Annotated in this window: 20 protein-coding genes and 1 pseudogene; 9 read left to right on the top strand and 12 right to left on the bottom strand. The window is 45.5% G+C overall.

The features are described from left to right. Positions 1 to 70: 70 nt before the first annotated feature. Positions 71 to 976, bottom strand: a complete 906-nt coding sequence (locus HCZ42_RS00885; RefSeq protein ID WP_167418909.1) for a lysine exporter LysO family protein — start codon at positions 974 to 976, stop codon at positions 71 to 73. Between the two features lie 16 nt (positions 977 to 992). After that, positions 993 to 1,913: an HDOD domain-containing protein gene (locus HCZ42_RS00880; protein ID WP_167418908.1), complete on the bottom strand. Its 921-nt coding sequence runs from the start codon at positions 1,911 to 1,913 to the stop codon at positions 993 to 995. 352 nt (positions 1,914 to 2,265) lie between these two features. Between HCZ42_RS00880 and HCZ42_RS00875 the strand changes: the two genes are divergently transcribed. Next, complete coding sequence (locus HCZ42_RS00875; RefSeq protein WP_167418907.1) at positions 2,266 to 2,853, top strand: TfoX/Sxy family DNA transformation protein; 588 nt, start codon at positions 2,266 to 2,268, stop codon at positions 2,851 to 2,853. Positions 2,854 to 2,959: 106 nt separating this feature from the next. Here HCZ42_RS00875 and HCZ42_RS00870 read toward each other — a convergent pair whose 3' ends face one another. From HCZ42_RS00870 to HCZ42_RS00860, 3 genes are all read right to left on the bottom strand, one after another. Beyond that, positions 2,960 to 3,508, bottom strand: coding sequence for a hypothetical protein (locus tag HCZ42_RS00870; RefSeq protein WP_167418906.1), 549 nt, complete (start codon positions 3,506 to 3,508; stop codon positions 2,960 to 2,962). A 166-nt stretch (positions 3,509 to 3,674) separates the two neighbouring features. Next, positions 3,675 to 4,172, bottom strand: a complete 498-nt coding sequence (locus tag HCZ42_RS00865) for a response regulator (protein ID WP_167418905.1) — start codon at positions 4,170 to 4,172, stop codon at positions 3,675 to 3,677. A 20-nt stretch (positions 4,173 to 4,192) separates the two neighbouring features. Further along, the gene (locus tag HCZ42_RS00860) at positions 4,193 to 6,118 is read right to left on the bottom strand and encodes an ATP-binding protein (protein ID WP_167418904.1); all 1,926 of its coding nucleotides are present in this window, start codon (positions 6,116 to 6,118) and stop codon (positions 4,193 to 4,195) included. Positions 6,119 to 6,287: 169 nt separating this feature from the next. Between HCZ42_RS00860 and HCZ42_RS00855 the strand changes: the two genes are divergently transcribed. Continuing rightward, positions 6,288 to 7,556, top strand: coding sequence for a DUF945 family protein (locus HCZ42_RS00855; protein ID WP_167418903.1), 1,269 nt, complete (start codon positions 6,288 to 6,290; stop codon positions 7,554 to 7,556). A 126-nt stretch (positions 7,557 to 7,682) separates the two neighbouring features. After that, complete coding sequence (gene serC, locus HCZ42_RS00850) at positions 7,683 to 8,765, top strand: 3-phosphoserine/phosphohydroxythreonine transaminase (protein WP_167418902.1); 1,083 nt, start codon at positions 7,683 to 7,685, stop codon at positions 8,763 to 8,765. Positions 8,766 to 8,878: 113 nt separating this feature from the next. On the opposite strand, the gene HCZ42_RS00845 is transcribed toward serC, so the two are convergent. After that, on the bottom strand, positions 8,879 to 11,185 hold the full coding sequence (locus tag HCZ42_RS00845) for a YgiQ family radical SAM protein (RefSeq protein WP_167418901.1): 2,307 nt from the start codon (positions 11,183 to 11,185) through the stop codon (positions 8,879 to 8,881). Between the two features lie 263 nt (positions 11,186 to 11,448). On the opposite strand from HCZ42_RS00845, the gene HCZ42_RS00840 reads away from it, so the two are divergent. From HCZ42_RS00840 to HCZ42_RS00830, 3 genes are all read left to right on the top strand, one after another. Next, complete coding sequence (locus tag HCZ42_RS00840; RefSeq protein ID WP_167418900.1) at positions 11,449 to 13,908, top strand: EAL domain-containing protein; 2,460 nt, start codon at positions 11,449 to 11,451, stop codon at positions 13,906 to 13,908. Positions 13,909 to 14,015: 107 nt separating this feature from the next. Beyond that, a complete protein-coding gene (locus HCZ42_RS00835; protein ID WP_167418899.1) occupies positions 14,016 to 14,696 on the top strand; it encodes a hypothetical protein in 681 nt (226 codons plus the stop codon). A gap of 71 nt (positions 14,697 to 14,767) precedes the next feature. Continuing rightward, positions 14,768 to 14,968: a DUF4250 domain-containing protein gene (locus HCZ42_RS00830; protein WP_053408399.1), complete on the top strand. Its 201-nt coding sequence runs from the start codon at positions 14,768 to 14,770 to the stop codon at positions 14,966 to 14,968. Between the two features lie 58 nt (positions 14,969 to 15,026). Here the strand turns inward: HCZ42_RS00830 and metR are convergent, their stop codons facing one another. Beyond that, positions 15,027 to 15,938, bottom strand: a complete 912-nt coding sequence (gene metR, locus HCZ42_RS00825) for an HTH-type transcriptional regulator MetR (protein WP_167418898.1) — start codon at positions 15,936 to 15,938, stop codon at positions 15,027 to 15,029. A 292-nt stretch (positions 15,939 to 16,230) separates the two neighbouring features. On the opposite strand from metR, the gene metE reads away from it, so the two are divergent. Further along, entirely contained in the window at positions 16,231 to 18,525 is a 2,295-nt protein-coding gene (gene metE / locus HCZ42_RS00820) for a 5-methyltetrahydropteroyltriglutamate--homocysteine S-methyltransferase (RefSeq protein WP_167418897.1), read from the top strand. A gap of 72 nt (positions 18,526 to 18,597) precedes the next feature. On the opposite strand, the gene HCZ42_RS00815 is transcribed toward metE, so the two are convergent. After that, a complete protein-coding gene (locus HCZ42_RS00815; protein WP_167418896.1) occupies positions 18,598 to 19,020 on the bottom strand; it encodes an organic hydroperoxide resistance protein in 423 nt (140 codons plus the stop codon). A gap of 114 nt (positions 19,021 to 19,134) precedes the next feature. On the opposite strand from HCZ42_RS00815, the gene HCZ42_RS00810 reads away from it, so the two are divergent. Continuing rightward, a complete protein-coding gene (locus HCZ42_RS00810) occupies positions 19,135 to 19,593 on the top strand; it encodes a MarR family winged helix-turn-helix transcriptional regulator (RefSeq protein WP_167418895.1) in 459 nt (152 codons plus the stop codon). Positions 19,594 to 19,686: 93 nt separating this feature from the next. Here the strand turns inward: HCZ42_RS00810 and HCZ42_RS00805 are convergent, their stop codons facing one another. Further along, entirely contained in the window at positions 19,687 to 20,388 is a 702-nt protein-coding gene (locus HCZ42_RS00805; RefSeq protein WP_167418894.1) for a DNA-3-methyladenine glycosylase I, read from the bottom strand. 116 nt (positions 20,389 to 20,504) lie between these two features. On the opposite strand from HCZ42_RS00805, the gene HCZ42_RS00800 reads away from it, so the two are divergent. Then, positions 20,505 to 20,690, top strand: a complete 186-nt coding sequence (locus HCZ42_RS00800; protein WP_167418893.1) for a hypothetical protein — start codon at positions 20,505 to 20,507, stop codon at positions 20,688 to 20,690. 35 nt (positions 20,691 to 20,725) lie between these two features. On the opposite strand, the gene HCZ42_RS00795 is transcribed toward HCZ42_RS00800, so the two are convergent. The 3 genes and pseudogenes from HCZ42_RS00795 to HCZ42_RS22165 form a co-directional block, all read right to left on the bottom strand. Further along, a complete protein-coding gene (locus HCZ42_RS00795) occupies positions 20,726 to 20,869 on the bottom strand; it encodes a hypothetical protein (protein WP_167418892.1) in 144 nt (47 codons plus the stop codon). A gap of 188 nt (positions 20,870 to 21,057) precedes the next feature. Further along, positions 21,058 to 21,462: a methyl-accepting chemotaxis protein gene (locus tag HCZ42_RS22170; RefSeq protein ID WP_439848977.1), complete on the bottom strand. Its 405-nt coding sequence runs from the start codon at positions 21,460 to 21,462 to the stop codon at positions 21,058 to 21,060. A gap of 129 nt (positions 21,463 to 21,591) precedes the next feature. Continuing rightward, positions 21,592 to 22,278, bottom strand: a pseudogene (locus tag HCZ42_RS22165) (PAS domain-containing protein); the annotation flags it as partial. Positions 22,279 to 22,375: the final 97 nt, after the last annotated feature.

Below are 22,375 nucleotides of genomic sequence, written 5' to 3'. Positions count from 1 at the left end.
TTAGCTTTCGCTAAATCTTAAATCATGACTGCTGCTTAATATAGTGAATTTGAGCACAGAATCATGCGATCTAGCCTGCAAGTGAGACAAAGAATAACATCATTACCGGGACAAGCAGACTTAAAATAAAGCCACTGACTATTGCAATCGGCACACAACGTACACCGCCAGTGGTTTGTATGACGGGTAATGTAAAGTCCATCGCAGTCGCTCCCGCGTATCCAATCGCCGTGCAAGGCTTAGTACGAATAAACAGCGGAATTAGAACTAAAGCGATGAGTTCACGCAGCAGTTCAATCATAAACGAAGCGCCACCATACACAGGACCAAATGCATCACCCATTAAAATGCCTGCCAGAGAATACCAGCCGAAACCTGATGCCATCGCCAATCCGCGGTAGAGGTCAATATCGAGAATCATCGCCGCTATAACGCCGCCAACCATAGAACTGACGATAATCAGCAGCGCGATGACCATGCCGTGTTTGTTGAGCAAAATTTGGCGAAGTGTCAGGCCGCTGTTGCGAAGCTGGATTCCGATAAAAAACAGCAATAGGAAAAGAATCCATTCGCTGGCGGTATCCACCCAACTGAGGTCGATAGGGATCAGTAGTCCCGCAACTAGACCACCACCAACGACCAAAATTAGTTTCGCTGATTCAAGCGCCATGCTAGAGAGCGGTAGCTTAGTGTGAGTGTTGTCGGTTTTGATAGGCATCAGCTTATCGACAAATGGCAACACCGCTAAGTTGGCAAGCCCAAGGCAAATGAAGAAAACTGCAGTAAACTTTAGGATGATCTGTAGATTTTCACCTAAGTTATCGAGAGCGGCTAAACTCAACCCCATCAAAGCTAAAATGACGTAGATTAAGTTCGATGTGGTGGTGTTGATCTTGTCGAGTAGTGACTTATTTGCAATAGATATTAAATACCCCACAACAAGTGGGGTAAAAATGAATAACATCCCTGAGAACATGGTACATCCTGTATCGTTATAATCCGCTTGCGCTCATGAGTTCATCGACTTGCGCATTAAACTCAATATCACTTAAATTACTGAGTTTGTACAGTATATCGGCACCTGTTACATCAAATTTTACCGAATGATCGTCTATTGTATCGTCTTGGCGACGGAATAATAGGATGTGGTTGGCGATACGTGCTACATCCAAATAACTGACCGCAACATTGGAACGATTTCGGAACTTATTAGATGCCACTTCTATGAAGTCCTCATCGAAGCCCCAGCTATCAAGCACTAGCTCACTGGCATTCGAGCAGAGTCGGTTAAACACTTGGAAAGCAATGTCTTCAGCCAGATAGTTACCTTGTTCCAAGTAACAATGGTATTCGTTGACGATACAGAACAGTCCAATGTCTGCAAGTAAACCAGTTAGTAATGCTTTGTCTGCTTCTAGGTTTTGGTAAGCCTCTGAACCACTATCTCTAAAACCTCGCACAACCATCACCATTGTTGCTGCAAGCTCACGTGAGTTAATAGCGCTGTTCATCAGGATACGGTTACAAGCGCTGCTTAGGTTCACTGAGTGCTTTAACTGCTCAATGGCTTGGGCAGTCACGATATCACGCACCCTTAGAATACCTAAACGAGATACGGCAGTGACCAAATCTGTGCAGGTGATGTTTCGACGGTTGAATATGACGGAGTTGGCTACACGTATCACAATGGCGGCTAGGCCAGGGTCTTCGAGTAGACAATCTGCCACATCTGAAACAGTAGTATTATCCTGCGTGCATAGTTTTTGAATCTTTAATACGACTTCAGGAATAGGAGGTAGGGCAATTTTTTTTCTAGAAACGGCGTGTTCCACTAATTGCGAAAACTCGGATTCGATACCTTTAACTAATAGGTCGTTGTTTTGGGGAAGCCAGTAAAATGATAAGTGATTCATAAAGTATTAGAAGTTTAAGTTGCCTTAGCTAGTTTAACTTTTATATTGATATATAGGCAATTACTAGCAATAAAATAATGATATTTTTTTCAACTAAATATATGTATCAAAGGTAAGCAATATACTAATTTCTTATCTTATGGGCGTGATACATGTCGCATATAAATGTGAATTTATTTCGCACGTTGTGACGTATGCACAGACTTATTTTTAATCATTAATTATTATTTAGTTCAATTAGGTGATTTACTCACTTTTTACTAATAAATTTATATTACTTAAAGACTTTTCGCTTAAAACTGCTGCTATCTGGTGATCACAAATAATCGGGGTTATATGATTTGAAGGATCAATGGATATGACAGAGCAACATTTTATACAATACGTAAACAAGTTTGGGACGTTCCAAAAACGTTCTATGTTTGGTGGCACGGGGTTGTTCAGAGACGATGCCATGTTCGCTTTAATTAGTGCAGAGAAAATTTTTATCCGTGGTGGTGAACATCTAGATAACGAACTGACCAAGCTTGGATGTGAAAAATACCGCCACGTTAAAAAGCAAACTACTGCCACAGTAAACTACTACGATATTACAGAGATGTTTGAAGCACGCAATTCACGTATTGATGAGTTGGTCGAGCAATCAATTAAATATTCTGTATCAGAGCGTCAATTTAAGCGTTCAGCCGCTAACCGCAGATTACGCGACCTACCCAATATGCAACTCACTTTAGAGCGTATGGTTAAAAAAGCTGGTATTGACGACGTAGAAACATTTGTTGAATTAGGTGCGCCAGCCGTGTTCTCTCGTGTGAAAGAGACATACGGTAGTGATGTCGATGTTAAACTGCTGTGGAAGTTTGCAGGTGCGATCGATGGCATCCACTGGAAACTGATTCAAGAACCGCGTAAGCGTCAGTTATTGGCAAACTGTGAGTAATTTTGAACCAGTATTTACAAGCAATAAAAAAACCGAGGCAATGACCTCGGTTTTTTTATTGCTCTGAAAGGGTAGCGCAAAACTACCCTTAACACTTACTCGGCAACTAGTACTTAAAGCGTGTAGTAAACATGACTTGTTCGCCGTAGAAATCGTTAATACGACCTTCAACACCGATTGAGAAAAGCTCTGTAGAGTGGAAACGTGCGTACACAGAACCCAACCAGTCATCATCGTCATCGATAGATACGTAACCGACTTTACCACCAACTTCTAGTTGAGGACCAAGCCACTGTCTCACACCTAGGTTGAGCTCAAGGCCAGAATCTGTACCAGAAGTGTCTTCACCATCGACTAAACGGAAAAGCATTTCACCAGTAAAGTCTGCCCAGTTGTTGATAGGAGCGTGGAAACCAAAACCAGCGCCTGCATCGTAGTCACCTTCAAACTCAGAATCGATACGAGCGATTAGGTGCGCGTTCGGGTGGATAGTTTTGCTAAATGCGGTACCGAAAGTCACAGGGCTAGCACCGATACGAGCTTCAATGTAGTCATAACTAAAGTTGCTCATTACCGCTGGACTGTTTGGGTCAACCTGAGCAAGAGTTTGGCCAGATGCTAATACGAGTGCAGCAGCTAAGATTGTTTTACGCATACGGACGATAAACCTATATCTTGTTAAATTCCTTGGTCTTAAGCGACAATGCGCCATGGACATTGACCTATCATGATAATGCATCGCAGCGGTTGTCACTATAGAAAATGTCGTTGTTTTGTCGAGTTTTAGCGAGTCTTTGGTCAGTAAATCGCACTTTGAGTGCTTATTCGCCAAAATTTACTCGATTCTTTGCTAGCGCATCGAAGATTTTCTCGGTATCCAAAACTGAAGCCCAAGGCATCAGTTCTGGTTCATTTGCGATCATATATTGAGTTAATTGCTCTTTTACCGTCGCTCGTAACGCATCACCTTTCCAAGGCTTAGCAATGTAAAAATCTAGACAAGAGTGATTCACGGCTTCCACCGTATCTTCTAGTCCAGCTTGCCCTGTTAACAGCAGTTTTCTAGTTGCTTGAGTGGCAGGGTCCTTGTTCAACTCAATAAGAAAACTGATGCCAGTTTGATCGGGCATGATATGGTCACACAGGATTAGTGCGAGTTTCGTTTCGTCTTGTTTAGCTTCTTCAAGGATGTCTTTCGCTTCCTGAACAGACTCCGCTGCTTCGAGGACAAAGTGCTCCTCAAAGCAATCAAGGTCCTGAACAACACTATCTAGGACTTCTCTTTCATCATCGACACATAAGATTAGGTATTTACTCATTGTGATTTCCTCGTCGTGAATTAGGAATGGCCCAAAGGTAGCCAGACTGACATGCGCGTGTACTTACCTTGTTCTGAAGCCACTTCTATGTGGCCACCATGTTGATGAACAATTTGTTGGCAAACGGACAGTCCAATGCCCAATCCAAAATTCCCTTCTTTCTTGGTAGTAAAGTTGAGTTCAAATATTTGTTGTTGCAAGTTCTCTGGGATTCCGTGTCCATTATCTTCAATCGACACCACAGCCCATGGTTTACCGTATTTGCTCACCTGTTGTGTAGTGATGGTGAGTTGACCTTTTTCTGGAAAAGCGTCGATCGCATTGGAAATCAAGTTGGTCCAAACTTGTTGTAACCCAGTAGGTAAACAGCGCACAGGGGGCAACTCTGCGTAGCATTTTTCGACGTTATGCATTTTGAGTTTGTTTTCGAAAATGACCAACGTATCTTCAATGCCTTCGTGGATGTCCGTGGTATGGAAGCGTTCGTCATCGCTACGCGCGTAACCTTTCAGGCTTTTTACTAAGTCTGCTATTCGTTGTGCGCAGACATTAATTGAACGTAAAGTCGCACCAGCGAGTTGATAATTTTCTAGCTGTTCGAGTTCTTCAAGCAGCTGAGTATCTTGATTGCGTGCTCTTTCTACCCATTCAGGCTGATTGTCCAAACCGAGCTTGACAAGTTTTTTGGTAATACGTCGGTTACCGACATGCTCGTCCACCGCTTTGACTAACTCTCGCTCGGCGGCAGTCGAGCGTGGTTTCGAAATCAATGCGCTGGTTAAAATCGCAACACTTTGGCTATTGGGCACCGAATGCGGAGCTTCCACCAAGGTTTGGATTTTCTCTGTTAAGGTTTCTGTCCCGCGCAGTATCGCGGCGATTGGATTGTTCAGCTCGTGGGCGACACCGGCAATCAGTTGGCCGAGCATGGCCATTTTTTCGCGCTCTATCAGTTGGAGTTGAGCGCTTTCTAAAGACTCTAGAGTCTTCTGCAGTTCAAGCTTGGTTGTGATGCTACGTTGCAGTCTGCGGTTAAAGTGGCGCAGTAGCAAGTTAGTGAACAGAGGCAGTAGAGTTGTGTTGGAGTGCATGACCTTGGCAAACACTTCTCTGTCTAGCTTGATCACTTCAGTCGCAGTGAGCGTTAGAGCGGTTGAGAAAGAGGGTTCGCCAGTCACAAATGACATCCCGCCGACGATGTTACCTTGCGTGTAACGTACAACCTCACGTTGAACACCGGCATCGTCTTTTTTATACAGTGCAACTTCGCCTTTGGTGATAAACCATAAAAAGCGGTTTTCTTCGCCTTCTTTTGTTAGCAGGTGATCGGCTGAATACGTACGGCAGGCTCGGGTTTCGTCTTTATCAGCGAAGAAACCGAACAGTGCGTCTGTAACTTGTTGTGCGAGTTCTTGGTCAGATAAACGGTGCTGTTCGGTGATGAAACCTTCCCGGTAGCTCCGCATTTTCTGGTCGATGTGTGCTCGCAGCAGTCGCTGCTGATCGAGAATTTGGCTATAAATCAGCAGGTTTTCTTTGTCATTTTCTAGAATAAAAGTAGTTAATTCTTTTTGCGCGGTTTGCCTGACTAAGTTGTCCTGAAGAGGTTTGGTGAGGCAGTGGTCCAATCGTCCGTCGTTGACCGCAGAGAGGATAGCTTGAATGTCCTGTCCACAGCTGATCAATATCTTACGGGCACTTTGTGTATGTGGCGTTTTATCCAATTGGATCAAAAAGTCGGCGCCGTTAAAGTTTTCGTGATGACTCGCAATCACCAGTGCCACAACTTGTTTTTGTTCCGAGCAGTAGTCCAGCGCAGCGGCGGCGTCTTCAAAAGAGTCTGCGGTATGGAGATCAAAGCGGGAGGCAAAAAGCGTCAGCTCTTTGCGCAGTTGCTCGATACTAATTGGATTATTGTCTAAACAGAGTATGGCGAATTGATTCACTTGTTCGTCACTTATGGCATATACACACAGGTTACTGTAACAGGGATACAAATAACTTATTGGGAGCTAGGTTTTAGAATTTTTGTGGATTTCTGTATTAAGACAATACTCTGATTTATCTCAATGTTTTTTGGTGTAAACTGGACAAAACACTCAAAGAAGAACTCTCATGCAGCAGCTTAAAAAAATTGGCGCTATTGGCGGCGCTATATCACTCGTCTTATGTTGGCCCTTAGCCGTTGGTCAGATTGGCCAAAACGTTATTCGTGATGGCGTTGAGCACCTGAATACTCCCGCTGTAACGGCAGAAGTCGTGAGTTACGACAGAGGTTATCTCTCGTCTGAAGTGCAAACACGTTATGTTGTCTCTGACCCTGATTTAGCGTACCAGTTGGAGCTTGATGGCTTACCAAGCGAGTACATCGTCAATAGCCATGTGACACATGGTCTGTTTAACGTTAGCGCGAAGTCTGTTCTTGAAAACGTCAGTGATTTTCCGCTGCAACTTGATACGGTGACCCAGCTAAACGGGAATACTAACTACACCTTGACATTAGATACCTGGAATACGGCGATAAACGGTTCTGATGGTGCCATGGTGTCAGTGTCCGCGTCAGAGCTGAAAGGTTATGTCACGGTTCTAGGTGAAATGACCTATGAGTTGACAATGCCGTCCGTAGAAGTGGATTTTGTGTCTGGTGAGAAACTGTTGGTGTCTGGGGTTACGGGTTCCGGTGATGGTCGGATGCAAAACGGCTTTTGGCTTGGTGAGCAAGAGATGAGTATCGCCGACACCTCTGTGGTGGAAACATCTCAACAGCCAATCTTGACGATGAAAAATGCGCGCTACGCTTTTTCATCTGCGCTTGAAGAAGTATCAAAGCGTGTAAACAGCCAGCATGTTGTGACGATTGACAATGTCGTTATGCCACAAGGCGAAGCGGATAATCTAATGGTGGACTTTGAACTGGGTGATCTAGACGCAGATTCATTCGAATATTTGGTCAACTTGTACCAAGATAACCCTCAGCTTACGCAAGCCGATATTGAAGGCGCTTTACCATACATTGATACACTGTTTTCGAAAGGTTTCTACCTTGCGATGAATAAGATGTCGCTAACTTTTGGTGGCAAAGGTGAGTTCGAAAGTAAGTGGAAGCTGCAAATTCCAGAAGGTACAGACAACATTAGCCAAAGCCCAGACAGCATCATGACCGTGATGACAGGTAACCTCGAAACCTTCTTCTCTGACGGCTTAGTTGAGCTGTATCCATTTATCGAACAGGAAGTGGACAGCGCAATGGATGCCGGATTTGTTCAGAAAATTGAGAAAGGTTATGAAGTCAAAGCAGAGCTAAAAGATGGTAGTTTGGTGTTCCCTAACGGTCAGCAAATCCCTCTACTGGCACTACTTCTGCCTGCGATGATGCAGCAATAAGTTAGAATTTTTCATGTTAATCGGGGAATGAGGTCTGAAGACCTCATTTCTTGCTTTTTATACGTCGGAAAACATGGTATTAATCCTGTTAGTTGTTTAATTAAAGCATGAGCAAGGAAAGTCGGAATGGATAATGTGTACAACTTTAGTGCTGGCCCTGCGGGTTTGCCAAAAGCGGTTATGGAAAAAGCGCAGGCAGAGTTCATCAATTGGAATGGACTGGGCACTTCAGTGATGGAAATCAGTCACCGTAGTAAGGAATTTATTAAGGTAGCGGAAGAAGCAGAACAGGATCTGCGTGATCTGCTAAATATCCCTGATAACTACAAAGTACTGTTTTGCCAAGGTGGCGCTCGTGCTCAGTTTGCAGCTGTGCCACTAAACCTACTTGGAAGCGCAAAGAAAGCAACGTACATCGATGCGGGCTACTGGGCTGAAAGCGCTATCAAAGAAGCGAAGAAATACTGTGAAGTTGACGTTTACGACGCGAAAGTAGAAAAAGACGGTAAATCAGCCGTTGCGGACGCAAGCGAATGGACAATTGACCCAGAATCAGCGTACGTTCACTTCTGTCCAAATGAAACTATCGACGGTATTGAAATCTCAGATCTGCCAGTGACAGATAAGCCAATCGTTGCGGATATGTCTTCAAACATCCTTTCTCGTCAAATCGATGTATCGAAATACGGCGTTATTTACGCAGGTGCACAGAAAAATATTGGTCCTGCTGGGATCTGTATTGCCATTGTTCGTGATGATTTGCTAGACCTCGCGAGCGATTTGTTACCAAGTTTCATCAGTTACAAGGTCCTTGCTGAAAAAGATTCAATGTTTAACACACCACCAACGTTTGCGTGGTACCTATCAGGTCTAGTGTTTAAGTGGTTGAAAGAGCAGGGTGGTGTGGCAGCAATGGAACAAACTAACCGTGAGAAAGCAGAAATTCTTTACGGTTACATCGATAGCTCTAGTTTCTACAAGAACGATATCTACCCAGCAAATCGCTCACGCATGAACGTGCCATTCCAACTAGCTAAACCTGAGCTGGATGCATTGTTCCTAGAGCAAGCTGAAGCGCGTGGATTGGTTGCGTTGAAAGGTCACCGTGCTGTTGGTGGTATGCGTGCCTCTATCTACAATGCAATGACGGTTGAAGGTGTTCAGGCTTTAGTTGACTTTATGAAAGAGTTTGAAGCAAACAACGCGTAGTTTACCTTAATTTTATCGCAAAAAAGCTTAGTCCGTATGGGCTAAGCTTTTTTTGTATTTGAAGTATGAGGTTGGAAATAAAAAATCGCAGCGATGACTGCGATTTTTTCATTTTAGCGACGTTTCGGTTGTCTGTTCGTCGTTGGCTTATTGCCTTGAGCTGCTGGGCGACCACCTTGACTCTTGCCGCCTTGTTTATGCTTTGGCTTGCCTGACGCATTAGAATTTTGATTCGCGCTGTTACCGCTTGGTTTGCGATTACCTGGCTTAGTTCCAGACTTACGTCCTGAGCCATTCATTTTTTCAAAGCCAGGCTGACTCTTGGTATGTTTCGTCGCAAAGCGGTTTGAGCCGTGACGGCCAGACTTGCGACGTTGAGCTGGTGTCAGCATGTCAGCGTCTTCTGCTGGGACTAAACAACTTGGCTTGTCTCCGATAAGGTGTTTCTTGCCCATGTTGATCAGAGCTTCACGGATAATCGGCCAGTTCGCTGGATCGTGGTAACGCAGCAGTGCCTTGTGTAAGCGGCGTTGACGTTCACCTTTCGCGACAGGTACCACTTCACGCTGTTTGTACTTCACGCGTTTAAGCGGGTTTGTTTCTGAGTAGTACATCGACGTTGCGTTACACATCGGCGATGGGTAGAAGTTCTGTACTTGGTCACACTCAAAGTCGTTGCTCTTTAGCCACAATGCAAGATTAAGCATGTCTTCGTCTTCTGTACCCGGGTGCGCAGAGATAAAGTAAGGGATAAGGTATTGTTTCTTGCCTGCTTCAGCGCTGTACTTTTCAAACATCTCTTTAAAGCGATCATAGGTACCCATACCTGGTTTCATCATCAGGTTGAGAGGGCCTTTTTCCGTGTGCTCCGGTGCAATCTTTAGGTAGCCGCCAACGTGGTGCGTCACTAGCTCTTTCACGTACTCAGGTGATTCAATCGCCAAGTCATAGCGCACACCTGACGCGATCATCACCTTTTTAACGCCTTTCACCTGACGAGCTGTGCGGTACAGATCAATCGTGTGCTTGTGGTCGGTGTTCAGCTTGTTACAGATCCCTGGGAAGACACACGAAGGGCGACGGCAGTTGATCTCGGCTTTTGGATCGCTACAACCAAGGCGATACATGTTCGCCGTAGGTCCACCCAAGTCTGAGATGGTGCCAGTAAAGCCCGGAACTTTGTCGCGGATCTCTTCCAGTTCGTTAAGAATCGACTCTTGAGAACGATTTTGGATGATTCGACCTTCGTGTTCGGTAATCGAACAGAATGAACAGCCACCAAAACAACCACGCATGATGTTGACGGATGTCTTAATCATGTCATACGCAGGAATCTTCGCTTTGCCATACATCGGGTGTGGTACACGCGCGTACGGTAGACCAAAGACATAGTCCATTTCTTCAGTAGTCAATGGAATCGGCGCCTGGTTTACCCAAAGCTCTCGGTTACCATGACGTTGAATCAGTGCACGTCCTGAGTATGGGTTAGTCTCAAGGTGCATGATACGGCTAGCGTGCGCGTAAAGAATTCGGTCGTTGTTCAGCTTCTCGAAAGGAGGTAGACGAACGGCGGTAGTCGCGGCGTCATGGCGAGAAGGACGAATCGTAATCGGTTTCGCTTCTGGCTCTTCTGTTTTTGCTTTGGTGTCACACTGTTCTTCCACCGCGTATGGGTTAGGCGGAATGAAAGCTTCTTTACGCGGCTTTTCAATGCGTGAAGAGTCGATGATCGTGTAGCTCTCTGGCTCGGCGGGTAGGTTAACTGCCGTACCGCGAACGTTAGTCATCGAACTGATCTCCTCGCCATTGGCTAAGCGGTGAGCCACTTCAACTAACGCGCGTTCCGCGTTACCAAACAACAGAATATCGGCTTTCGCGTCGAACAAAATTGAACGACGTACTTTGTCAGACCAGTAATCGTAGTGAGCCAAACGACGCAAACTCGCTTCGATTCCGCCCAAAACGATAGGCACGCCTTTGTATGCTTCACGACAACGCTGCGAATACACCAAAGTTGCGCGGTCAGGACGTTTGCCACCTTCATTATTTGGTGTGTACGCGTCATCATGGCGAAGTTTACGGTCGGCCGTGTAGCGGTTGATCATCGAGTCCATGTTGCCGGCGGTGATACCAAAAAATAGATTCGGTTTGCCTAGCGACAGAAAGGCATCTTTGTTGCTCCATTCCGGCTGAGCGATAATACCAACGCGGAAGCCTTGTGCTTCAAGTAGGCGGCCGATGATCGCCATGCCAAAACTTGGATGGTCGACGTATGCGTCACCAGTTACGATGATAATGTCACAGCTATCCCATCCAAGGGCATCCATTTCCTTGCGGCTGGTTGGAAGAAAAGGTGCAGTGCCAAAGCATTCTGCCCAGTATTTCTTATGCTCGTGAATAGGAGTGATTTCGCTGTACATATTTTGTTCTCTGATTCAAGGAGCGCGAATTATAGCGGCTTGCAGCTCATCTATCTACCTCAACATATCCCTAGTTTGTTTAGGTTAATTTGCGGTTCAGCGTGCCATTGATGATAGTTTAGTCATCGTCTATTTATCTACTGACTGGACAGTGACATGATCTTTATAGTTGGTCATGCAGTAAAAACTTCGGTTAAGTGGCTCTTACGGGCGATAAGTTGCATTTGCCTGCCTTCAGTTCGTTATTGTCCTACAGTTAAATCATGGGTCGTCAATTAGCTCGAGACAAAGAGGCGCAGCAGATGCTTGTTACTTCTCATCGGGATGCTGAACAAAAGCAGCCGCTCAACTCAATCGATTGGGTTTGGGACATACAGCAACATAAATTGCAGATCGACAAAGCCGAGTTGGAGCATTTGCTATCGACCACATTGCCGAATGTCTCAGGCAACTTACTGCTGTCCTATTTGAGCTACGAAGATCAATGCCAATTGAGTTCGATGATCGGCGCCGCGGTTAGTGATCTACAACCTCGAGCTTATTCATGTTGTATGAACTTGGAAGATGGCCGAGCTTATTGGGTGTTGCTGTCATTTTCAGCCACAAAGTCAGGAGCCGTGACAGGGCAACTCACTCCAATGCTCTGCCTTTGCTCAGATTCGATAACAGTTAGACATCTGTTATCGCAACTGCTGGATATCCCCGATTGCGGCGTGATTGTCGCAGATGACAACGGCCGTATTTTACAATGTAACTCCATGTTGTTATCTCAAACGGGATACTCACGCACGCAACTACTCAATCATTCGCTGGAAATGTTGGCTTCCCAAAAGCACAGTGAGGCCTTTTATCAACAGATATGGCGACGCTTTGCGGCAAGTGGCTATTGGTCTGGAATTGTGCTGGTGCCTAATGCCACAGGCGTAAACAACCCGCAAAAGGTCGTCATTAAACGTATCCAACTTACAGGTCAATCACTGGTATTAGTGTTGTTTTATGATTTGTCGAAGCAACTCTATCGAATAGAAGATATCGAGAATGATGGGCTGGATATCAAAACTCAGCTGCCGAGCGAAAGTCAGTTCACTCAGTTAGTTGTGTCAACTCTAGAAAATGACCTGCCATGTCTGAGTTTTGTGGTTGTGTTTACACCGCAGTTTTCTGAGCGTGATGAAATCGAGCAAAAGTCTGCTTTGGCTGAGGCTTTAGCGGAAAGCCCGCTTGTGAAGTCGGTCGGTTACCTTGGTAACAATCATTTTTCCGTGTTGTTGCAGAGTAGCGATGTTGACCCTGCAAAACAGACAGAAAACATCCATCAAACCATACGCCGCTTGTGTAATGACATAGGCCGAAGTGCGGGGCTGTCTTTGTATCGTACTTTAATGTCGGGAAAAATCGGTGTGTCGGTGTATAAGTTGGATACTCACAACCCAAAGCTTTTAGTGCCCCATGCTGTTCAGGCAACGTTAGCTCAAGTTGATCAAAGTAAAGGGGCGATTAGCTTTTATCACGGTGCGCTAAATCAACAAACCATGCAGATTACTAAGCTCGAAAACAGAATCAGTGATCTAATTAAAGATAGAAATTTAGAAACGTTCTACCAACCGATTGTCGACGTGACTCACTGGGAAGTCGTTCAATTTGAGGCATTGTGCCGTTTCAGAGGTGAGCGGGGGCAACTGCTGAATACCGCTGAAGCGATTATGGTCGCAGAAGATTTGGATTTAATTGCAGACTTAGATTGGTATGTTGGGCGAAAAGTGCTGCAAGATGTTGGCGATATACAGCGTCAATTTGGTCGTAATGTGGGGGTGGCAATTAACCGTTCACTGAATTCCAAGTTGCAAGTGGACGAGGTATTGGAAAGTTTGCGCACTATGGTTGAACAATCCTCGATAAACCGTTCCAGCGTTACCGTTGAACTCTCTGAAAGCGACTACTTCAATTGTGAATACCAAGAGTCGCCGCTTCTGCGCAACCTGAAGAGAAGCGGTTTGCACTTTTCTATCGACCGCTTTGGTTCTGGTCACAGTTGCCTGACCTCGCTGGCAAAAGGAAATTTTGACCAGATCAAAATCGACAGACATCTGATTCAGGGTATCGCTCCCGGTTGTGAAAATTATGCCGCAACCAAAGCGATTGTTGAGCTTGCGCATGCGTTGAATACCAAGGTGGTGGCTGTGGGTGTCGAAACACAAGCTGAACTCGAAACGTTGTGTGAGCTGGGCATCGACTTAGTTCAGGGTTACTTTATCTCTGAGCCGCTGACGTTGGATCAATTACAAAATGCGCTGCGATTTAAACAAAGGTTGAGAAAATCTGACTGGGGATACCACAAAGTCAGGCGCTCAGGACTTCTTAGTATTACCGATACCAACGCACCTTGCATCTCAATACAAAATAGCGTCGATGAGGCACTGCAGATACTGCGTAATGGCAACGAATTGGAAGTGCTTCCCGTATTGGAAGGGAAAAGGTGTATCGGATTAGTGCGGGCTTCACGGCTCTATCAAGCGAAGGGGGCAGGGCAAAGCTCATTGATTGACACAGTGAACAATGACTTTCAAACCATTTCCTATCAAGTCTCTCTGGACGAATTTACCGCTCTGCTCAAAGACGGATTTTTGCTGCCTGCGGTTGTGGTAAGTGAAACTGGTAACTACTTGGGATTGATTGACCAACATGCGGCATTGCGCTATCTACTAAAACGCGAAACGTCATAGTGTCAATCTAATCCAAACTATCGGTTTGTTGCGGCGACAACTTACGTAGTCAGATGAAGTTTGTTATTATCCGCAGCCATTAAAAAGTAAAACAGAACACTTACACTATGGTTCAGCAACTGTTAGCCGTTTTCGCCCCGATGTTACTCGGCGCGCAACTCATCTTGACGCTTATTCTTATCAAAGGTGACATCTGTCCGGGTCAACGTGGGCGCATTCACAAAATCCTCCCAGCTATTGCCATTCTTTGGCTTGCTGTCGCGTCACTGAAGATACAAGCGATGATGGTGGTGTTTGCCATCGCTTACTTTTACTCTCAGGTTCAAACCAAGAAAACCCGTGACCAAGGACCAATGTGGGTGATGTATTTGGCCAATGGTCTGGCATTAGCGTATGTCGGTATTGTGGTCGCGGAGCAACAGAGTATCGCTGCTGGGTTAAGTGTTTTAGTGCAGGTGCTACTGCTGGGCGCGCTCTTTGCTCACTTATTGCTGACTATCGCCAGAACCCGTTTACAAGCATTCCACCGAATCTTGCCAGTGTCTGGTGTTGTAGCGGCAATGCTGATGTCGTTAGCAATATTACTTAAAGCCTCGGGTTTGGGTGACGAAGCGCTGATGAGTGCAACACAGCCATTGTTGATTGGCCTTGCACTGCTGCTTTCAGCAATTGTTATCTGGTGCTGGCACATGTTGATGTCAAAAGAGATCCAGAAAGTACAACTGTCTATCGCGCTGGTGGTTATGTTGGCTGCGACGACGTTTAACCAAGGATTGTTTGTTCTTTAGAACTGACTCACTTTAAATTTAGCGATTTGTAGCTACGCTTGTTTGTATAAGGTAAGCAGAGGAGTGCAGCTATGGATCTGAGCAATGTAGGCAGTTTGGATAGCATCATCCTATTAGGCATCGTCAATGAGAAACTGCGACTAGAATGCGATAGCTTCGAAGAGCTGGCGAGCATGTACGAAATGGATGTTGAAAGCGTGGTCGGTAAGTTAGACGTTCTCGGCTATCAATATGACCCGCTCACCAATCAGTTTAAATCTTACGACAGATAACGTTCTGTTGCTGGAATAGACAAAAAGGAGGCCATGAGCCTCCTTTTTTCGTTTTCGATTAAACCGTCTTTATCCCTTCCAAGTGGCTCTTGGATTGTTGTCTCGCGGTGGTAAAGAACGCCTGTAGATAACGTTTGTTGCGGTCTGAATGACGAGTGGCGGCAAACAGTCTGCGCCACAAACCGTCCCCTAATGGAATACTGGTGATCAAACCTTGACGGGAAAACTCACTGATTGCCCAGTTAGGTAGCGCGGCAACGCCCAGCCCAGCGGAGACCATCTGCACGAGCATCAAGGTATTGTCGGCTTGTTTCCACTTTGCAGGTTCTACTCCCGCGGGTTGCAGGAAGTGCTTAACTACATCCAAGCGATTTTTCTGAACAGGGTAAGAGAGCATGGTTTCTTGGCTTAAATCCTGCGGCTCAATGTACGTTTTATTCGCTAATGGGTGATTGGTCGCTGTAACCAAGCGCATTTCAAAGTCGAATAACGGCTCATAGTGGACTTCTGAACGAGGTTGAATGTCTGAGGTGATCACTAAGTCGAGTTCACCATTCATTAGCGCTGGCAGTGGCTCAAAACCAAAACCAGAAGAGAAATCGAGCGTGACGCTAGGCCACGCGACTTGATATTCGCGCAGCGCAGGCATTAACCATTGGAAGCAAGAGTGGCACTCAATTGCCATGTGCAGCCGGCCATTCACATCTTCTTTCAGACTTGCGAGTTCGTTCTCAGCCTTGGCTAACTTAGGCAGTATCTCATCCGCCAGCTTCAATAATATTTCGCCTTCAGAGGTAAATTTCACCGGACGGGTTTTACGCAGAAATAACTGACCACCAATTCGTGCCTCGAGGTCCTTTATTTGATGGGATAACGCCGACTGAGTGAGATGCAACGAGGTTGCGGTCGCAGTCAAGGAGCCGGTATCGCGTAATGAATTTAGCGTTTTTAGATGTTTAAGCTCTATCATGAATTCCTTTCAACCTTGTCCATTCTTTATGAAGAACTCTTAACTTAACCCGTATTTTAAGATGTGTAAACATCTAGACGTCTAATTGTTTTTTAAGGTGTGACTATTTGAGTAGCTAATGTATAGATTAGCTGACATGAATTTTTTTAATAAACAAGTTGAGTAATTGGATGTTGTAGTGAGCAGGGTTTAGCGAGATAGTTTGGCCATCCAGACATCTTCGGTAATAACATTACACTGTCGAAGCGTAGTCTGACCGAACAATAAATGACTTCTAAAAAGGATTATGAACATGGCTATAACAACGCACATTCTTGGCTATCCACGCATCGGCGAAAAACGAGAACTAAAATTTGCTCTAGAAAAATACTGGCGTGGTGAAATTGACCAGGCTGAACTAAAAAATGTTGGTTCAGACCTGCGTCAAAAAAACTGGGATACACAAGCTCAAGCAGGACTTAGCTTTGTTACCGCTGGCGATTTCGCATGGTATGACCATGTACTCACAACCACATTGCTACTTGGTCACGTGCCAAAGCGTCACCGCAATGGCTTCCCTGACTTAGATACGCTGTTCAAAGTTGGTCGCGGACAATCTCAAGCCAGTTGTGGTTGTAGTGCAGGCAGCGCTGCATCAGACATGACTAAGTGGTTTAACACCAACTATCACTACATCGTGCCAGAGTTTAGCAAAGACGACAGCTTTGAAGTCAGTTGGCCGCAGCTGTTTGAAGAAGTGAATCAAGCGACTAAAGCGGGCCACAAAGTTAAGCCAGTACTATTAGGTCCTATCAGCTACCTGTACTTGGGTAAAGAAGTTGAAGAAGGATTTGATCGCTTAACGCTGCTGCCGCGTTTGCTAACGGCTTACCAACAGATCCTAGCAAAACTGGCGAAGCAGGGCGTTGAATGGGTACAAATCGACGAGCCAATTCTGTCTCTTGAATTGGAAAAACCGTGGCTAGATTCGTTTAAACTGGCATACCAAGTGATCCGTAGTGATGTAAAAGTTCTTCTGACCACTTACTTCGATTCGGTAACCGATTCACTCGACAAAATCATTGAGCTGGATGTTGACGGTCTGCACGTGGACTTATCAGCGGCGCCAACGCAATTACAACAAGTAGCAGATAAACTGCCTGAAGGTTGGGTACTGTCAGCAGGTGTCGTTAATGGTCGTAACGTATGGCGCGCAGACTTGACGACACTACGCGAAACACTGCAGCCAATTAAAGATAAATTGGGTGACAAGCTTTGGGTTGCAAGCTCGTGTTCACTGCTTCACAGCCCGGTAGACCTCGACCTTGAGCCGTCTTTATCTGAAGATGTACAAAGCTGGTTTGCTTTTGCCAAACAGAAAGTGACGGAAGTGGCGTTACTAGGTAAAGCACTAGAAGGTGACCAAGAAGCTATCCTAGCTTGCGATACTTACAGTGCGCCGATTCAGGCACGTAAGACTTCGAAAGAAGTGAACAAACCTCAAGTTCAGGCACGTTTAAGCAAGGTGACCCAAGCGTTGGCCGAGCGAAGTGCGCCATACGCAGAGCGTGCGGCTCACCAGAGCGAAGTGCTTGGTTTACCGTTGTTCCCGACTACGACAATTGGCTCGTTCCCACAAACAAGTGAAATCCGCGTGCAGCGCAGTGCGTACCGTACAGGTAAACTTTCTGAAAGCGAATACGTCGAAGCGCTGAAAGGTCACATTGCAGACGCAGTAAAACGTCAAGAAGCGCTGGATCTGGATGTTCTTGTACACGGCGAAGCGGAACGTAACGATATGGTGGAATATTTCGCAGAAAACTTAGCGGGCTTCCAAACAACCAAATTCGGTTGGGTACAAAGCTACGGTTCTCGCTGCGTGAAACCTGCCATTGTTGTCGCGGATATCGAGCGTGAAAAACCAATGACAGTTGAATGGTCCACTTACGCTCAGTCGCTAACTTCAAAGCAAATGAAAGGCATGCTGACTGGCCCTGTAACGATTCTGTGTTGGACATTCCCACGTGAAGATATCTCACGCAAAGAAATTGCCGACCAACTTGCTCTAGCGTTGCGAGACGAAGTCTCTGACTTACAAGATGCTGGGATCAACATTATTCAAATTGATGAACCTGCAATTCGTGAAGGTCTACCGCTGAAAAAACGTGACCACGCGGAATACTTAAACTGGGCAGTTAACGCATTTAAGATTTCTGCGGCGAGTGCGAAACCAGAAACACAGATCCACACGCACATGTGCTATTCAGAGTTCAACGAGATTATCGATTCAGTTGCCGCGTTGGATGCAGACGTGATTACCATCGAAACTTCACGTTCAAACATGGAACTACTGAAAGCGTTCGAAGAGTTTAACTACCCGAACGAGATTGGTCCTGGCGTTTACGACATTCACTCGCCAAACATTCCAAGTGAAGACTGGATTGAAGGTCTTATCAACAAAGCCGCTGAAAAGATCCCTGCGAAGCGTCTTTGGGTAAACCCAGACTGTGGTCTTAAGACTCGTAACTGGGCTGAAACGGAAGCGTCTCTAGCGAACATGGTTTCTGCGGCGAAAAAGCTGCGTAAAGAGTTCGCAGAGCAAGCATAACGTTCACTTACGTTTAACGACCAATGCCGACCTAGTTAGGTCGGCATTTTTTGTTTGGGGCAATGAAACCAGTCAAATCGCTTCACCGTTGGCGGTAACTTGAACATCGATGTTGCCACGTATCGCGTTTGAATATGGGCACACTTGGTGAGCAGTACGCGTCAGTTCAATCGCTTGTTCGATTGGCAGTTCAAGCTCAGCAGCAAGGCTGACAGTAAGTGCAAACCCACCTTTATCATTTGGACCAATACCGACTTCAGCCGTCACAGGCGCTTGTTTCAATGCCACTTTCGCTTCACGTGCTACGTGTAAAATAGCGTTGGAAAAACACGCGGCGTAACCAGCTGCGAACAATTGTTCTGGGTTAGTTGCTTGGCCATTACCGCCCATTTCTTTGGGATAAGACAAACCGACATCCAGTAATCCATCATCAGTTTTAACTTGACCGTTACGACCAGCAAGAGCAGTAGCTTGAGTTTTGTATAGTGTTGTCATTGGGTATTCCTCAATAATTTATATTGCGTACAATCTAATTGCTTGCAATCTTATATCGAAATAATCGAGTAACACAAGTATATTGTGCGCAATTTATTTTGTGAGTGATGTTTAATGAATCAATGCCAAGGGGCTTCCCAATTACGCGATGATGAAAAATTGCGCTTGGATAACCAAGTCTGTTTTCCGTTATATAGCGCCGCGAATGCGGTGATCAGAGCTTATCGCCCATTACTGGATGAGCTTGACCTGACTTATTCTCAATATTTAGTGATGATGGTGTTATGGGAGCAAAATGGTGTCAGTGTTAAAGATGTGGGACATCGTCTGCATCTCGACTCAGGAACGCTAACACCGTTGTTAAAACGTTTAGAAGTCAAAGGGTATGTGGAGCGAGCACGCAGTACTCAGGATGAGCGTGTGAGAGTGCTAAATCTCACCGAGCAAGGCAGAGAGTTAAAACTGAGAGCGCAGCAAGTGCCGAATGCGATTAAGTGCAAGGTTGATATTGAACTGGACGAAATGCTCGAGCTTAAGCGCTTGTGTAAAAAAATTCTGACTAAGCTCGACTGAAGAATTGTACTTGAATCAGTTTTGATGATTGGGCGTCAGGAGATGACGCCCACGCTTCGAGGCAAGAAAAGCCACCCGTTTAAAAATGCGTGTTTATTCAATAGGGCTTAGCACTCGGTTGTCTCCCGAGCTAAAGGCGATAGTTTGACTGATTTGCGTTAGGCTACGCCCACTTTCCTTTTGCCACTGAGCAAAAGCCTTGCTCGCCGCTTGAAGCGAACGTCGAGTATCTCGACCACCTTCAATCACTTTGCAGTTACGTAAATACGCTTCCACGTCACCCGATAGGATAAAGGTGTCTACGCCCAACTGGCGCAACGAATAAGGGCCAGTGTTCCCGCCCAAACGGTTACCGTGTTTTTTGAGGTGCGCCCATAATTCGGTGATCTCTTCACTCGGCCAGTTGGCAACCATATTGCCGAATGAACCGTGCTTTAATGAAGCTTCATGAATCATTTGTGCGTTCGCCTGAATTGACTTCACTTTCGCGTGATGACGGATAATACGCGTGTCTGCGGCTTTATTGTCCCATTGTTCGTCAGACAGCATTAACAAAGGTTCGATTTTAAACTCAAAGAACACTTCTTCGAAGTTTGGCCATTTGTTTCTTACCACACTCCAAGATATGCCACTTTGGAAAATTTTCATGCTAAACGCGGATAACCAGCGATCATTAGGGATTGCAGCAACCTGCTCTTTAGTTAGTGGTGTAGAAAGAAGAGCTTCTAGCTTGGCTTCTCCGCCTTTACGCTCGGCAGCTCGATGATAAATGTCTTCGTATTTTTCTAAAACCACGGTGCTGTTCTCCATCTTGTTGGGTTTAACATTGTCTAAACAAAAGATAACCAGTCAATGACATTCTAAATGGCTCAGCGCTTAAAGTCTGCGACATATATGGAGGATGTTGATTCATGAAGAGTATTTTAGTTGCACTGGTGATGGGGGCATTGTTGTCTGGTTGTCAGTTGACCCGAGTAGAAGGGGAATACCAAGACGTTGAAGTTAAACTCAATACTAAGGGGTCTGACTACGACTATAAGCGCAAAGGTCGACGCTCGTTTTGTCCACCAGGACAAGCAAAGAAGGGCAATTGCTAAATCAGGCCAGAGTGACTCTGGCCTGTCTCTTAGCGTTAGCGTGGAGAGTGCTTTAGTGCATTGGTACCATCAACGAGCTGGTAGCTGATCCCTGCGATGTCAAACGACTTCATCAGGTGCTCTAGATTGTTGTGGTAAGTTACTGTTTTCCCAGTTGGAAAGTACACTTTTAGTTTCATTGCTTTGGCTGACCTTAAATATAATTATTGTTATGCAAAATGATGTACTTAATTTTGCGTGCGCATTCTAAAATTATGCATATATATTCTCAAGGTTAATTTTGTGAAACTAACAAAAATGGCGAAAAACAAAAAAGCGGCTCACTTTCGTAAGCCGCTTCAATAAACGATTTTTTCAATAGAATTAATCAGAGGTTTCGGCTGAACTGATTAACCGCGTTGACCACCTTGTTCGCACCTGTTTGGATATCTTCCATGGTCTGGCCTGCTTCGGTAGACAGTGCCAGCGCTTCACCCGCTTGAGCGTGGCACTTAGCGATAAGTTCGACTGCTTCCGCCATTCTACGAACGTTTTCAGCAACGACGCTACCAATCTCTTCTGTGGTTGAGTTGGTTCTTGAGGCAAGGTTTCTTACTTCATCAGCCACTACCGCAAAACCACGACCTTGTTCACCAGCCCGGGCGGCTTCGATAGCAGCATTTAACGCCAGAAGGTTGGTTTGGTCTGCAATATCACTGATGCTGTTCACCAACCCATTGATCTTTTGCGAGTGTTGGCTTAATGCTTCGATACTTTCGCTGACCTGACTCATCTGCTCGGTTAACGCTGTCATGCGCTCAATGGTTGAGCTAACAATTTCACGACCTTGCTCTGTCTGCTGACCAGTTTCTTGCGAAACATCGTGTGCGATCAGAGCCGCTTGAGCTACCGCTTGTTCTTGATTGATTTGGTCAGTAATGACGGTTGCGAACTTAACCACTCGGTACAGTTCACCACGGTCGTTGTGGATTGGGTTGTACGATGCTTCCAACCAAACGACCTGACCACGGCTGTCAATTCGTTTAAAACGCTCGGATACAAACTGTCCACTCGCGAGTCGTTTCCAAAACTCTCGATATTCAGGAGAGTTGGCTTCTTCTGTATCACAAAACATACTGTGATGTTTACCGACTATCTGCTCGCTGGTGTAACCCATGGTATTTAGGAAGTTATCGTTTGCGCGAATGATTTCACCAGACAGGGTAAATTCGATCACTGCTGTGGAGCGGTTCAACGCTTTGAGCATGTCTTCTTGTTCGCGCGAATTTTGAATAGTGCGAGTCAACTCAGAGGCAAACACAACAATAGATAACAGCTTGCTGTTGATATCGCGGATTGGTTGAACAATCGCACGTAACCACGCTTCTTCACCATTCTCTTTGGCAATTTGCAGCGCACCGTTCCAGTGTTTACCCTCGGCTACTGCAGCTTTCATTAGTCTAAAGTGTTCGGTATTACGAGCAAATTCAGGAACCAGTTCCGTGATGTGTCGGTTTAGAAGCTTACTTTCGGGCAAGTTTAATTCTGTACAAAACTTATCATTAACTGAAACCACTTGGCCGCGTGGGTCGAGAGAAATTCCCAGCATGTCGAGTTCAAGACTTTCTCTAACTTGTGTTAGAGCGTGTAACTTCTCTTTTAAATTTTGGTTTTCTTGCAGCAAAGAGCGATTGAAAAACATGTAT

Source organism: Vibrio hepatarius (assembly GCF_011806575.1).
Classification (GTDB): domain Bacteria; phylum Pseudomonadota; class Gammaproteobacteria; order Enterobacterales; family Vibrionaceae; genus Vibrio; species Vibrio hepatarius_A.
Note: the sequence above shows the minus strand (reverse complement) of the source record. Positions and strands in the feature narration are given on the sequence as shown.

Coding starts and splice junctions, on each gene's coding strand:
- HCZ42_RS00865 (WP_167418905.1), bottom strand. CDS start 4,172: ATGAGTAAATACCTAATCTTATGTGTCGATGATGAAAGAGAAGTCCTA.
- HCZ42_RS00845 (WP_167418901.1), bottom strand. CDS start 11,185: ATGTACAGCGAAATCACTCCTATTCACGAGCATAAGAAATACTGGGCA.
- HCZ42_RS00835 (WP_167418899.1), top strand. CDS start 14,016: ATGGTTCAGCAACTGTTAGCCGTTTTCGCCCCGATGTTACTCGGCGCG.
- metR (WP_167418898.1), bottom strand. CDS start 15,938: ATGATAGAGCTTAAACATCTAAAAACGCTAAATTCATTACGCGATACC.
- HCZ42_RS00880 (WP_167418908.1), bottom strand. CDS start 1,913: ATGAATCACTTATCATTTTACTGGCTTCCCCAAAACAACGACCTATTA.
- HCZ42_RS00815 (WP_167418896.1), bottom strand. CDS start 19,020: ATGACAACACTATACAAAACTCAAGCTACTGCTCTTGCTGGTCGTAAC.
- HCZ42_RS00855 (WP_167418903.1), top strand. CDS start 6,288: ATGCAGCAGCTTAAAAAAATTGGCGCTATTGGCGGCGCTATATCACTC.
- serC (WP_167418902.1), top strand. CDS start 7,683: ATGGATAATGTGTACAACTTTAGTGCTGGCCCTGCGGGTTTGCCAAAA.
- HCZ42_RS00795 (WP_167418892.1), bottom strand. CDS start 20,869: ATGAAACTAAAAGTGTACTTTCCAACTGGGAAAACAGTAACTTACCAC.
- HCZ42_RS00800 (WP_167418893.1), top strand. CDS start 20,505: ATGAAGAGTATTTTAGTTGCACTGGTGATGGGGGCATTGTTGTCTGGT.
- metE (WP_167418897.1), top strand. CDS start 16,231: ATGGCTATAACAACGCACATTCTTGGCTATCCACGCATCGGCGAAAAA.
- HCZ42_RS22170 (WP_439848977.1), bottom strand. CDS start 21,462: ATGAGTCAGGTCAGCGAAAGTATCGAAGCATTAAGCCAACACTCGCAA.
- HCZ42_RS00885 (WP_167418909.1), bottom strand. CDS start 976: ATGTTCTCAGGGATGTTATTCATTTTTACCCCACTTGTTGTGGGGTAT.
- HCZ42_RS00875 (WP_167418907.1), top strand. CDS start 2,266: ATGGATATGACAGAGCAACATTTTATACAATACGTAAACAAGTTTGGG.
- HCZ42_RS00840 (WP_167418900.1), top strand. CDS start 11,449: ATGGGTCGTCAATTAGCTCGAGACAAAGAGGCGCAGCAGATGCTTGTT.
- HCZ42_RS00830 (WP_053408399.1), top strand. CDS start 14,768: ATGGATCTGAGCAATGTAGGCAGTTTGGATAGCATCATCCTATTAGGC.
- HCZ42_RS00810 (WP_167418895.1), top strand. CDS start 19,135: ATGAATCAATGCCAAGGGGCTTCCCAATTACGCGATGATGAAAAATTG.
- HCZ42_RS00870 (WP_167418906.1), bottom strand. CDS start 3,508: ATGCGTAAAACAATCTTAGCTGCTGCACTCGTATTAGCATCTGGCCAA.